This is a genomic window from Nitrosospira sp. NRS527 (assembly GCF_018406445.1).
Lineage (GTDB): Bacteria > Pseudomonadota > Gammaproteobacteria > Burkholderiales > Nitrosomonadaceae > Nitrosospira > Nitrosospira briensis.
Map to the genome: position 1 here is coordinate 317,233 of NZ_AP024515.1, position 13,413 is coordinate 330,645.

Genomic DNA, 13,413 nt, shown 5'->3' on the forward strand with positions numbered 1-13,413 from the left:
CAACAATTTCGAGACGAAAATGGAACCCATTCCCGACATAGATCCATCTGAAACACAGGAGTGGCTGGACGCCCTGGAATCCGTGCTGGAGCACGAGGGAACCGAGCGCGCGCATTACCTGCTGGAAAGGCTGGTAGAAAAAGCCCGGCGGTCAGGCGCATACCTTCCCTATAGCGCCACCACGGCCTATATCAATACCATTCCACCGGGCAAGGAAGACCGTTCTCCCGGTAATCATGCGCTGGAGCATCGTATTCGCTCTTATGTCCGTTGGAACTCCATGGCAATGGTATTGCACGCCAACAAGAACTCCAATGTCGGTGGCCATATTGCCAGCTTTGCGTCCGCGGCGACGCTCTATGATGTCGGCTACAATCACTTCTGGCACGCTAGATCGGAAAACCATGGAGGAGACCTGATATTCGCGCAAGGCCACTCGTCACCCGGTCTTTATGCCTATGCTTTCATGCTGGGAGAGTTGACGGAGGACCAGCTCAATAATTTCAGGCGCGAGGTGGACGGCAAGGGACTGTCCTCTTATCCGCATCCCTGGCTAATGCCGGACTTTTGGCAGTTCCCCACGGTATCGATGGGGCTCGGGCCACTGATGTCGATTTACCAGGCCCGTTTCATGAAATATCTGGATAGCCGCGGGCTGGTCAAGACCAACGGCCGCAAAGTCTGGGCTTTCATGGGTGACGGCGAAATGGATGAGCCGGAATCGCTGGGGGGCATTTCTCTGGCCACACGCGAGAATCTGGATAATCTGATTTTTGTGATTAACTGCAACCTTCAGCGCCTGGACGGGCCGGTGCGTGGAAATGGCAAGATCATCCAGGAACTTGAAGCCGCCTTTCGCGGTGTCGGCTGGAATGTCATCAAGGTGATATGGGGTTCATACTGGGATCCATTGTTTGCCAAGGATACCAAAGGCCTGCTGCAGAAACGCATGATGGAATGTGTAGACGGCGAATATCAGACTTTCAAGTCGAGAGACGGTGCCTATGTCCGTGAACATTTTTTCGGCAAATATCCGGAGTTGCTGGAAATGGTCGCCAACATGTCGGATGATGACATCTGGCGCTTGAACCGCGGAGGTCATGATCCGCATAAAGTCTTTGCGGCTTATGCAGCCGCGATACGGCATACGGGACAGCCCACCGTGATCCTTGCCAAAACCATCAAGGGATACGGGATGGGTGAAGCGGGCGAGGCGCAGAACATCACCCATCAGCAAAAAAAGATGGGTACCACTTCGCTGAAAGCGTTTCGCGACCGCTTCGGTATTCCAATTGCAGACGACAAGATAGACGATATACCGTATCTGACATTTGACAAGGCTTCGCCCGAGTATATGTACATGCATCAGCGGCGTGAGGCGCTGGGCGGTTTCATCCACCGGCGCCAGCGAAAGGCGGAAGCGCTGCAGATTCCACCGCTATCCGCATTCGATGCCCTGCTCAAGGCGGGCGGCGAGGGACGCGAATCTTCCACCACCATGGCTTTCGTACGCATACTCAACATTCTGGTAAAGGACAAGAGCATCGGTAAGCGGGTGGTGCCCATCGTTGCGGATGAGTCGCGAACTTTCGGAATGGAGGGGATGTTTCGACAGTTGGCCATCTGGTCGTCGACGGGGCAGCTCTACAAACCCGAGGATGCCGATCAACTGATGTATTACAAGGAAGACAAGAACGGCCAGATTCTGCAAGAAGGCATCAACGAGGCCGGGGCGATGTGCTCATGGATGGCGGCGGCAACGGCTTACAGCAATCACGGCGTGCAGATGATCCCGTTCTATATTTTTTATTCCATGTTCGGTTTTCAGCGTGTGGGAGATCTTGCCTGGGCGGCTGGAGATATGCGTTGCCGTGGCTTTCTACTGGGAGGCACCGCTGGACGCACAACGCTTAACGGAGAGGGACTGCAGCATGAGGATGGCCACAGTCATCTGGCCGCATCCACTATTCCAAATTGCATATCCTATGATCCGACATTTGCGTATGAGATTGCCGTCATTATCCAGGATGGCATGCGGCGCATGTATGAAGAGCAGGAGGACGTCTATTACTATATAACGGTAATGAACGAAAACTATTCGCATCCGGGGATGCCTGCCAACGCGGAACAAGGGATACTGAAAGGAATGTACCTGTTTCGGGAAGGTAATACGACAGGGGAAAATTCCGGTCTCCGGGTACAATTGCTTGGTTCCGGGACGATACTGCGCGAAGTGATAGCAGCGGCGGAAATATTGGAAAAGGAATATGGCGTCGCTGCCGACATCTGGAGCGCCACGAGCTTTACCGAATTGAGACGTGAAGCACTGGATGTTACCCGATGGAACATGCTGCATCCCGCCGAAGCGCCAAGATTGTCCTATGTCGGCACGTGCCTCAAGGATCGGAAGGGGCCGGTGATAGCCGCCACGGACTACATGAAAATTTTCGCCGATCAGATCCGGGAATTCGTGCCGGGGCGGTATAAGGTTTTGGGTACAGACGGGTTTGGCCGCTCTGATACACGTGAACAACTACGGCGGTTTTTTGAAGTGGACCGTAATTACATTACGGTAGCGGCGCTCAAGTCGCTGGCTGAGGAAGGTCAGATCACGGCAGATAAAGTGGCGCAAGCGATAAGCAAGCTTGGTATTGACCCGGACAAGCCCAATCCGGTAACAGTGTGAAAGACCGGAAAATGACAAGCGCAACATGCGCGAGTTGATTTGCATTCGAAGCGCAGGCATGAACCGATTCGCGCTTCGGTAATATTTTTTCCACTATATTGGTAAGAAACAGGACGGCGAGGGTGACGGGACGGGAGGTGCGGATATGCCGGACGCTAGAGCCGCAAATGAAGCCGGTACAGTTGCCATTTTCATTGCAGATAACGCACGTAAAATACGAATGAAGGAAGACGCGTGGCAGAGACCAAACAGGTATTAATCCCCGACATTGGCGATTTTAAAGATGTTCCCGTGATAGAGGTTCTGGTGAAACCCGGTGATTCTGTCGAGGCGGAAGACCCCTTGATTGCGTTGGAGTCGGATAAGGCAACGATAGAAGTGCCTTCACCATTTGCAGGCATCGTCAAGGATGTGTCCGTAAAGGTGGGTGATAACGTTTCTGAAGGTACACTCGTTTTGGCAATGGAAGTCTCCGAAACGGATAGCATGTCACCCGATGCGTCGTCTGCCTCAGACACAGAATCGGCAGCGACTCCGGCACCGGCTCCGCAGTTGTCCGTCCAGCCTTCGCTCTCCGGTGCGCCTTCCGGGGCTCATAGTTCCGCGCCCGAGTCTGGAACCCGGCCACCAGAGCCCGCTTTGGCACGCCAGCCGGCTCGTCCATCGGTAAATCTTGCCTCCGAGGCAGACGAAACCCACTTTGCAAATGCTCATGCCAGCCCATCGGTCAGGCGATTTGCACGGGAACTTGGCGTGAATCTCGGTCGGGTAAAGGGCAATGGCCGCAAACAGCGCATCCTCAAGGAGGATGTTCAAGCCTACGTCAAGGCTGAATTATCGAAGCCGCATGGCGGCACCGGCGCGACACTTGATCTGCTGCCGTGGCCGGAGGTCGATTTCGCAAGATTCGGGCCGGTGGAGTTGAAACCGCTGTCGCGTATTCAAAGAATATCAGGAGCTAACCTGCACCGTAACTGGGTAATGATCCCGCATGTTACGCAGTTCGAGGGGGCTGATATTACGGAACTGGAGGCCTTACGCAAGGAATCCAACGCGGAGATAAAAGAAGAGGGTGTGAAAATAACGGTATTGGCCTTTTTAATGCGGGCATCCGCAGCAGCGCTGAAAAAATTTCCCGAGTTCAATGCATCGCTTGTCAGTGACGGCGGCGAGATGAGCCTGGTCATGAAGAAGTATTGCCACATCGGGTTTGCAGCAGATACACCCAATGGATTGGTGGTGCCGGTGATCCGGGATGTGGACCGAAAAGGCGTGGTTGCCATTGCTAAAGAGATGGGTGATCTGGCGGCGCTTGCACGCAGCGGAAAGCTGAAACCCGCCGACATGCAGGGAGCAAGTTTTACTATCAGCAGCTTGGGAGGCATCGGCGGCACCGCATTCACGCCTATTATAAACGCACCCGAGGTTGCCATCCTGGGCGTATCCCGCGCCAGTATGCAGCCGGTTTATCGGGATGGACAGTTTGTTCCCCGTTTTATACTGCCGTTGTCGCTATCCTATGACCACCGCGTGATCGATGGAGCAACTGCCGCGCGCTTCACTTCTTTCCTGGCCGAGGCCTTGGCCGACCTGCGGCGATTATTGCTTTAACCCGGATGTTTCATAAATTGACGCGCGCCCTCGCTGGTCTTTTGTTTCGTATGAAAATTTCGTTCAGTCGGGCGTATGAATAACTACGCCATTCTTTCACAAAATCCCCCTACAAAACAAAATCCTGCGCAATCATCACGAGAATTTATGAAACATTCGGGCTAAAAAACTATCATGATGAGGACAAAAATATTCTAAACAACTTTTCTCCGCTTCCATGTGTCTGATTTTATCGGACCATGCATAGTTCCGAGCATTCGCTCATCGGTATTTTCGGCGGAACCTTTGACCCCATCCATTATGGTCATTTGCGGATAGCCGAAGAGATTGCCGAAATGATCGACGTGCGAAAAATGCATTTTATTCCCGCTGGATGTCCTCGCTTGCGCTGCTCTCCCGAGGCGTCGCTGCGGCATCGGGCTGCCATGGTCGGTTTGGCAATCCAGAGCAATACCAGGTTTATTCTGGATGAGCGTGAAATCCGGCGTCCCGGGGTAAGTTATACCGTGGAGTCGTTGCGCGAGCTCAAACAGGAATTGGGGAAGGATGTCGCGCTATGTTTTGTTATCGGAGCAGACGCTTTCATGAATCTTGCCGCCTGGCACAATTGGCGTGAACTGTTCGGGCTATGCCACTTTATTATTGCCGCCCGCCCGGGTCATATGCTTACGGTGAATCCCGATATCCTGCCGCAGGAATTAAACGCAGAGTGCGCGCGGCGCTGGGTATCGAGCGTGGATAGCCTCAAGCATGCTACCAGCGGCATGATTTTTATCGCTCAGACGACTTTGCTGGATATTTCAGCAACGGTCATTCGCGCACGGGTCGCCGCAGGGAAAAGCATTCGTTATTTGATTCCCGACGCCGCGCTCGACTATATTGCAGCAAATCACTTATATTCGGAAAAAGGATGACGCTCACTAAACTGGTGAAAACGATTGTTGCTGCCCTGGAAGAAATTAAGGCACGAGATGTTGAAGTGCTGGATGTGACAAAAATAACAGCATTATTTGATCGTATGATTATTGCCAGCGGGGACTCTACCCGGCAAACGAAAGCGATTGCGAATAATGTGGCGGAGAGCGTCAAGGCAGCCGGAGGTACGGTTTATGGCATGGAAGGCGAACAGAACGGCGAATGGATATTGGTCGACTTAGGCGATGTGTTGGTGCATGTCATGCAGGTGGCTGTGCGCGTGCACTACAACCTGGAAGAATTGTGGGCAGAAGGAATAAAAATAAACAAGGCTTCCGCAAGGTTGGCCAGGAGCAAGGCTACTGCCGAGCCGCCTGCCGTCAAACGCCGCGCCGCCCCAGCTAAAGCTAAAGCTAAAGCGGTTTCCCCAGTTAAAAATAAAGCCGCCAAGACAAAGCCGGATTCCTCCGACGAAGTCTGAACCCCGACCGTATGAAGTTCATTATTTGTGCGGTGGGTCATAAAATGCCGGAGTGGGTCGCGACCGGGTTCGAAGAATACGCCAAACGGATGCCGCATGAGGCTGCTGTTGAACTGCTTGAAGTCAAGCCGGAAAAACGCGTCGGCGGCAAAAAGGTGGAGCAGTTGCTGGCAGCGGAGGCAATCCGCATCCGGGCGGTGCTGCCGAGCAAGCATTATATCGTCGCATTGGATGAGTGCGGCAGACAGCAGACCACCATCAAGCTGGCCGATTCTATTACCCGGTGGATGGCGGCGGGGGGAGATATCATTTTTCTCATTGGTGGCGCGGATGGGTTGGACGCCAACATCAAAAATTCGGCTGACGAAGTTCTGGCATTGTCCGCGCTGACGCTGCCGCATGGCCTGGCGCGGGTACTGCTGGCGGAACAGCTGTATCGTGCCATGTCGCTTATCAAGGGACATCCCTACCATCGAGCATAGAAAGGCCATGCTCGGGTAAGATCAGGCATTTCCTGGAGAAGAGGTAATCCGGCTTATTCCGAATGTCTCTCGGCACTTCCTACATGACTCTATCAGAAAATCGCATTTATCTTGCTTCCCGCAGTCCACGCCGGCGGGAATTATTGAAGCAGATCGGCGTGAATTTCGGAATCCTGTTGCTGCGTGAGGCCGCGCCGCGGGGAGCGGATATGGCTGAGATCGTGCTGTCAGGCGAAGCGCCGGCTGATTACACCACGCGCATCGCCGTAGTAAAAGCTGAAATGGGACGAGCCCGGCTTTTAGAACGGAGGTTGACGGAACTTCCCGTACTGGCGGCGGACACGGCAGTGGTGCTGGGGGAGCGTATTTTCGGTAAACCAGAAAACGTCGCCCATGCAAAAGAGATGCTGCGCGCACTCTCCGGCCAGACTCATCAGGTATTGACCGCGGTAGCGGTAGCTGCACAAAATGGGATACAAGTCAGTATGTCCCGCTCTGTCGTGCGATTCCGCGATATCAGCGAGCACGAAATCCAATGCTATCTCTCTGTGGGCGAGGCGCTCGATAAAGCGGGGGGTTATGCAATTCAAGGGATGGCTGCAGTTTTTATCGCGGAAATTTCCGGCAGCTACAGTGGTGTAATGGGATTGCCGCTATTCGAGACAGCGCAACTGTTACAAGAATCCGGTGTTGAAATATTTCCATGAACTTTAAACCTAAATCCGTAGCTTCAGGGTCGCACCTTCCTGCGGAAGGCGCTGCTCCGCCCTGCGCGGTCGTATTCCGCGTCGTTGCGCCTTGCCCTGCACCCCAAAAACTGTACACTTCACCCCGTCCAACTACCGGATTTAGGTTAAAAAAACGACAGCAAAATCTTTTATGAACAGCGAAATTCTTGTCAACATTACCCCGCAGGAAACTCGTGTGGCCGTAGTCGAGCATGGGGCGGTGCAAGAACTGCACATAGAGCGCACCAGCAGTCGCGGAATCGTTGGCAACATCTACAATGGTCGCGTGACAAGAGTCCTGCCGGGAATGCAGTCGGCCTTCGTGGATATCGGCCTGGATCGTGCTGCCTTTCTTCACCTCGCAGACATTTGGAGATTGCGTCAGAGCGAGGACGCCGGCAAGCCCATCGAGAAATTGCTGCACGAAGGCAAGAATATTCTCGTCCAGGTAATCAAGGATTCCATTGGTGCCAAGGGGGCGCGGCTGTCTACGCAGGTCAGTATCGCGGGGCGAATGCTGGTTTATCTGCCCCAGGTATCCCATATCGGCATTTCCCAACGGATTGAGGATGAAACCGAGCGAAAGTCGTTGCGCGAAAAATTGAAACACCTGCTGTCCCCGGATGAAAAAGGGGGCTTCATTATCCGCACCATGGCGGAAGCCGCCAGTGACCAGGATTTGCAAACGGATATCGAATATCTGAATAAATTGTGGCACGACATCAAGGAAAAGTCCGCCACTGCTCAGCCCGGGTTGCTATACCAGGACCTGAACCTCAGCTACCGCGTATTGCGCGATTTCGTCAACGACCATACGGCGCGTATTTTGGTGGATTCGCGCGAAACCTCACAAAAAATGACGGCGTTTGCCCAGGTCTATATGACCAACGTTGTGGGACGAATAGATCACTATGCCGGGGTGCGGCCGCTATTCGATCTTTACGGCGTGGAAGATGAAATCGAAAAATCCCTGGCGCGGCGCGTAAATCTGAAATCCGGTGGATATCTGATTATCGACCAGACCGAGGCGCTCACAACCATTGATGTCAATACGGGAGGCTTCATCGGTATACGCAGCTTTGACGATACCATTTTTAAAACCAACCTCGAAGCAGCCCAGGTCATAGCGCGCCAGTTGCGCCTGCGCAACCTGGGCGGAATTATCATTATTGACTTTATAGACATGGAGAATGTGGAACACAAAAATGCGGTCCTGGCGGAATTCAAGAGATCGCTGATGAAAGACCGGACGCATATGACTGTGAATGGTTTCACGGCGCTTGGGCTTGTGGAAATGACGCGCAAGCGCACAAGGGAAAGTCTTGCTCACATATTATGCGAGACATGTCCCACCTGCCAGGGCCGCAGCAAGGTGAGAACCGCTCAGACGATATGCTACGAAATCCTGCGTGAATTGTTGCGCGAGGCCCGTCAATTCGACGCGCACGAATTTCGTATTCTCGCTTCGCAAGAAGTCATCGATCTATTTCTTGATGAAGAATCGCAAAGCCTTGCACAACTGGCTGATTTCATTGCTAAAACGGTCAGCCTGCAGGTGGAGGCGGCCTATACGCAGGAACAGTATGACCTCATCCTGATGTAGCAGTTTGCTGATACGCTACACCAGAAATTCGGCAATCGTCCGGCTTGCTCTTCAGGTTCGTGTATCGACTTCGAGTTCTATATTCTCGATATCCGGCGTTTCGCAGTGAGCGAATTCCTCGCTATCTTCATAGGCCAATCGCGTCGTGCCTGTGGCTTTGATCGCCGCACCGGCGATGAGTCCCGCCACGAAGGCGAACACGACGCTGAAGATAATGCCGATGAACTGAGCAGCCGCGATACCGGGCACCACCACGATGGCAGTCAACGCACCCAACAATCCAGGCATTCCGTGAAGATTATGGACGCCGCAAGTGTCGATGATTTTGAAGCGTGCTTCCAGTTTGGGCTGGATAAATACATAACCGATGACGCTGACAGCGCCGGCCAACAGGCCGATTGCGAAAGCGCCTGTCGGTGAGACAATATTGCATGTCGATCCTATGGCTACACCTCCAGCCAAGGCCGCATTTGCCATGTCGACCATTGACGTTTTTCCCTTGTGAAAATACGTGCTCAGGAAATAGGTGCTGAGGGTGGCGCCGCATAACGCAAGTACCGTGTTGACAACGGTTTGCGGCATCTCTTCAAAAGGAACGATGGCTGTGGCGAAGCTTGGCCAGAAAATCCACAATACCATGGAGCCGAGCATGGCAAAGCGATCAGAGGTGGCATCTGATTCAATCGGTTGACTGCGTTGTCGCGCGGTGGTCAATGCGAGGGATAATCCCAAGCCGAAATAAGCGCCAAAGGCATGGATGATGACTGATCCGGCAGTATCCTGATAACCTTTAGTCAAACCCATCCCATTGTCCAGTACCAGCCATTCGTTCATCAGATACGCCGGAATGAGGAAAAGTGCCAGTAATGCATATTGAAAAACCCGTAGACGTCCAAGTACGGCTCCCATGGCAATGAGCGCGGTAGCCACGGCGAATTCGGCAAACAGGAGCGCCTTGATTGTGTTCGGAGCAATTTCATGCGCAAAAATACCATTTGCGCGCAGGAGCATGTAAAGGGGAAGGCCGACGGCTACCACAAGATAAGTGCCGGTCGTGGCGCCAAACCCATATCTCCTGACGAACACCATCAGAAAACCGAAACCCACCAGCAACATCGCCAGGATGTGAATAACATAATTATACTGAGCCACTTGCCGGGCCTCATTGAGCTCGGAACCAGCGCCGCTTTCGCTTGCCCAAGCGCCGAAACACAGCAGAAACAGATTAGCTACACCACACAGCGTCAAGCAGAGTTTTTTTTTCATTTTGACTCTCCCCATATTTCGCAATAATCGGTCTACCCACGCAAAGTGTGAACCTCAATAGCCTCGAACACAATAGGGATATTTTGAACAAGATGGGGTTGTTGAAATATGGAAATTGCCGCAACGCAGAACAAGCGCGGGATCAATAATTGGCGGCACGGGCGACACACGCCGGATGACAATGAGAGAGAGGCTCTCCGGCCCAAGAAGGCCCTTGGAGTTCTGTTACTGTGACATGTTTCTCTTGATATCCGCCGCTATAGTTTGATAAAGCGGGCGAAAGAAAGTACGCATATTGACGATGATGTCGTTGACATTCATGACGGCGGGCACACGTGGACCTCGATGTTCCACCGGCTTACCCACGACATGAAGCTCGACGCCCAGTTTGCTGAAATGTGTGACCTGTCGTTGCTCCGCCAGGACGAACAGGGTAGTGATCCCGTTGATGCGCGCGAGTTCAGTGGTGCCGAGATATAACCCAACGGGGATAAATGGAAAACGTGGCTGCTTCGACGTGCCAAAGTCGTCATCCGAAATGCTGATTGCCCGGTTTGCTTCATCTTTGCGCCTGCGATAACTGCTTATAACCGCGAGGCGGGACACTTCGGCCATACTATGACGCTGTAGCTGGATAGGATCCATGATGGATTGATCAAGCATACCTGAACAGATCACTTCGAAAGGCAAAGGGTGCCGCGGATTTTCAAGACGGGGACGGACAATACGGGTACAACCCACGAACTCGTTTGTCTTTATACTGCGCATCAGCAGGTGTAGCGAATAGGAGTCATGTTCATCGACTTCTCGTCTATCCGCTTGAATCTGCTCATATTTCAGATCTTCACAATAAACCTTGTGTCGTAATCGATACACTTCATCCTTCAGTTTGCTCGAGTATGCCGGTACAATTTCAAAATACTGTTTGAAAACATTGCCCAGATTTAAAATTTCTGGCAAAAACATAAGAGCTCCTTCAGGATTTTCAGGTAGTTATTAAAGCATCCCCGGAAGAACAGCCTTAGAAGGACGGCTCTAAATGAAACATCTATCGAGTTTATTGCTAAAACAATCCGTGCGAAAACCTTGAATATCAACCGATACGATTAATCTCATCTAACTCCGGTACTTCTTCTATTACGGCTATTGAGATGATTTCTGAAGCAGGATCTCCATATTAGGTTGATCTTCATTGTTTTTTAAACAGTTGGATCGCAATCTGTATCTTTCATGATGGACCGCTCAAAGGATTTGAGATAGCAGTGAGTCCGTTCGAAAGGAGACAACGTCACTTTTAGGAGACAACCTCATTTTTGATTACGACGCCGCTTTTAACCGAAATATCGGCTGGGTCACAGAAGCTGAGCAATCACTTCTTCGCCAAAAGCGGGTAGCTATCGCCGGAATGGGAGGTGTGGGTGGCGGGCACTTGCTCACATTGGCAAGGCTGGGGATCGGAACGTTCCATGTCGCCGATTTCGACACTTTCGAAATCGCCAACTTCAACCGGCAAGCAGGTGCGGTGATGTCGTCGCTTGAGCAGCCTAAAGTGCACGTACTGGCGCAGATGGCACGCGACATCAACCCTGAATTAAACATCGTGCAATTTCCGGAAGGCATAACCTCGTCAAACGTAAACGATTTTCTGAAGGATATCGATATTTACGTAGACGGCCTGGACTTCTTCGCCATGGACGCACGCCGGGCGGTTTTTGCGGCCTGCTTCGATTTGGGTATCCCCGCAGTTACTGCGGCCCCACTTGGCATGGGAGCAGCAGTGCTTGTGTTTTTGCCGGGTGGAATATCTTTCGAACAGTATTTTTGCCTGGAGGGTTGTGACGAGGAAGAGATGGCAGTTCGCTTTCTGCTCGGTCTCTCACCCGCAATGTTACAGCGCGGTTATCTGGCAGATCCGTCTCGGGTAGATTTCAAGAATCGGCGAAGCCCCTCTACTATAGCGGCTTGTCAAATCTGCGCCGGGTGTGCGGCTACTGACGTCCTGAAGATTCTACTCGACCGTGGCGGGACCGTTTCCGCTCCACGGGGCTATCACTTCGATGCGTATCGCAATCGATACGTGACAACCTGGCGACCGGGAGGCAATAAAAATATTCTACAGCGTATTGGCCTTTGGATAGCTCGCCGGCATCTTGCACGCATAAAGGCCGGAAAAAGCCCCGCCTGAGTGCGGAATCTCAAGTCGATGTCTGATGTTTAAGCGAAACGATTATTCGAATGTTTGATCTCAAACATGGAATATTTGGAAAAAGGTAACGATCTTGACTATTTTTGATTCCACTCAAATTGAATCCCTTGGCAGCTCAGCTCTTACGGCTTTGCCATAGGGAGAAAATATTATGTGAATAACATTTCAAGCTATGCACCATGGGTGCCACGGCCGGATGATCCAGCTGAAGTGACAGGTTTCTGTTGGGAAGATTGCAGGTATTTCAGGTAGGCCCAGTATCCGTAAAATACATTTGATTCATTTATCAGTTTCTCGCGCTTGAAGATATCATGTACTCTTGGCAAATTGAGCCATGCGACCCCTGGGTAAAAATGGTGATATGCGTGGAACGTAAAATTGAGGTTGGGCAATAAAAGCTTTTCCCACCATTTTTGAATAATTAATGGTGAAGACTCGATGACACTTGCTCCAGGCATGTTGTAAATATGCTCGCTAATCGCACCCAAGCGAACGATAAGGGGAAAAACCGTGAGTAACGGTACCACCCAGTACATCACAAAAATATTCCACGTTCCCGTATAGGTCAACAATCCCGCTGTTACCAAATAAAAGAGGTATCGTAACCATTGGGGAGAGGGATGTGGTCGTTGAAAAAGCTTCGTACTTTCGTGGCGCTTTCCTCTCAGGAGCTTAATGAAGCTCAAGCCCACGATATCGCTTAAAATAAGTTTGGCAAGATGCAGAGAAGACATTGGAAAAGTCCAATCTACCCCGGCCTTCCGCAAGTGATCGGGATCTTTATTGGTGAAATAAAATTTGTGATGCGACAGATGGACTTTAGCGTAGTTTTTTATCGTAACGCCCAACAGCGGATACGCCACTATCAGATCTGCGATGGCGTCTCCATACCGTCCGCGTAAACCGAGAAAATGCACTTGTTCGTGGACGAGTAGGGCGAATATGTTAAATCGGGTCGCTATTATTATTATGGCTACAAGACTTATTAATGGGCTATCCATGTAACTGGCGAAGGCAATCATTCCAATGATTGCCGCCCATGCACGGAACGCCTGCCCTAAGAATGCCAATGGACGGGCGCCGTTTAGATTAAGTATCTCTAGCCGCGCCTTATCAGATAGGTTACTTTTGTCACCCAGCAAAGCGCTTGGGAGACGTTCTGGCTGATTCATAAAGAATAACTCCTAACGGAGTCTCCCGATAAGAGAGAAGCGATGGCGTGATCTTGAGTTTTTGCGCCAGTAGTAATGAATTTACTACTTTCACAGCCGCCCTTAACGTGAAAGCAGAATGGATAAAAAGCTGCTTTTTCCAGTACCGCCTCAGGTTGTCGTGAGTTATGCTTAAAAGTTGTATATGACATGAGATGAAAAGACGGCGCCCCTGATGGTCGATCAAGATCCCATCTTTTAAGCTGCGGTACAAAAAATTTGGC

The 13,413-nt window shown here is 51.6% G+C and carries 11 protein-coding genes; 8 read left to right on the forward strand and 3 right to left on the reverse strand.

Annotation, left to right across the window (positions count from 1 at the left end):
* The first annotated feature begins 19 nt into the window (after positions 1-19).
* The 7 genes from aceE (at position 20) to rng (ending at position 8,506) form a co-directional block, all read left to right on the forward strand.
* A complete protein-coding gene (gene aceE, locus KJS40_RS01470; RefSeq protein ID WP_213538788.1) occupies positions 20-2,686 on the forward strand; it encodes a pyruvate dehydrogenase (acetyl-transferring), homodimeric type in 2,667 nt (888 codons plus the stop codon).
* A gap of 234 nt (positions 2,687-2,920) precedes the next feature.
* Positions 2,921-4,297, forward strand: a complete 1,377-nt coding sequence (gene aceF / locus KJS40_RS01475) for a dihydrolipoyllysine-residue acetyltransferase (RefSeq protein ID WP_213538789.1) — start codon at positions 2,921-2,923, stop codon at positions 4,295-4,297.
* A 239-nt stretch (positions 4,298-4,536) separates the two neighbouring features.
* On the forward strand, positions 4,537-5,211 hold the full coding sequence (gene nadD / locus KJS40_RS01480; protein WP_213538790.1) for a nicotinate-nucleotide adenylyltransferase: 675 nt from the start codon (positions 4,537-4,539) through the stop codon (positions 5,209-5,211).
* Complete coding sequence (rsfS, locus tag KJS40_RS01485) at positions 5,208-5,693, forward strand: ribosome silencing factor (RefSeq protein WP_213538791.1); 486 nt, start codon at positions 5,208-5,210, stop codon at positions 5,691-5,693. Before nadD ends, rsfS begins: the two co-directional genes overlap by 4 nt.
* A gap of 11 nt (positions 5,694-5,704) precedes the next feature.
* On the forward strand, positions 5,705-6,175 hold the full coding sequence (gene rlmH, locus KJS40_RS01490) for a 23S rRNA (pseudouridine(1915)-N(3))-methyltransferase RlmH (RefSeq protein WP_213538792.1): 471 nt from the start codon (positions 5,705-5,707) through the stop codon (positions 6,173-6,175).
* Between the two features lie 83 nt (positions 6,176-6,258).
* Entirely contained in the window at positions 6,259-6,882 is a 624-nt protein-coding gene (locus KJS40_RS01495) for a Maf family protein (RefSeq protein WP_213538793.1), read from the forward strand.
* A gap of 172 nt (positions 6,883-7,054) precedes the next feature.
* Entirely contained in the window at positions 7,055-8,506 is a 1,452-nt protein-coding gene (gene rng / locus KJS40_RS01500) for a ribonuclease G (RefSeq protein WP_213538794.1), read from the forward strand.
* 51 nt (positions 8,507-8,557) lie between these two features.
* Here rng and KJS40_RS01505 read toward each other — a convergent pair whose 3' ends face one another.
* Both KJS40_RS01505 and KJS40_RS01510 read right to left on the reverse strand, forming a co-directional pair.
* Complete coding sequence (locus KJS40_RS01505; protein ID WP_213538795.1) at positions 8,558-9,772, reverse strand: ammonium transporter; 1,215 nt, start codon at positions 9,770-9,772, stop codon at positions 8,558-8,560.
* Between the two features lie 225 nt (positions 9,773-9,997).
* The gene (locus tag KJS40_RS01510) at positions 9,998-10,738 is read right to left on the reverse strand and encodes a PEP-CTERM/exosortase system-associated acyltransferase (RefSeq protein WP_213538796.1); all 741 of its coding nucleotides are present in this window, start codon (positions 10,736-10,738) and stop codon (positions 9,998-10,000) included.
* Between the two features lie 343 nt (positions 10,739-11,081).
* Between KJS40_RS01510 and KJS40_RS01515 the strand changes: the two genes are divergently transcribed.
* The gene (locus KJS40_RS01515; RefSeq protein ID WP_213539665.1) at positions 11,082-11,957 is read left to right on the forward strand and encodes a ThiF family adenylyltransferase; all 876 of its coding nucleotides are present in this window, start codon (positions 11,082-11,084) and stop codon (positions 11,955-11,957) included.
* Positions 11,958-12,148: 191 nt separating this feature from the next.
* Here the strand turns inward: KJS40_RS01515 and KJS40_RS01520 are convergent, their stop codons facing one another.
* Positions 12,149-13,150 carry a fatty acid desaturase gene (locus tag KJS40_RS01520; protein ID WP_213538797.1) on the reverse strand — a complete coding sequence of 334 codons (1,002 nt, stop codon included), beginning with the start codon at positions 13,148-13,150 and terminating at the stop codon, positions 12,149-12,151.
* Positions 13,151-13,413: the final 263 nt, after the last annotated feature.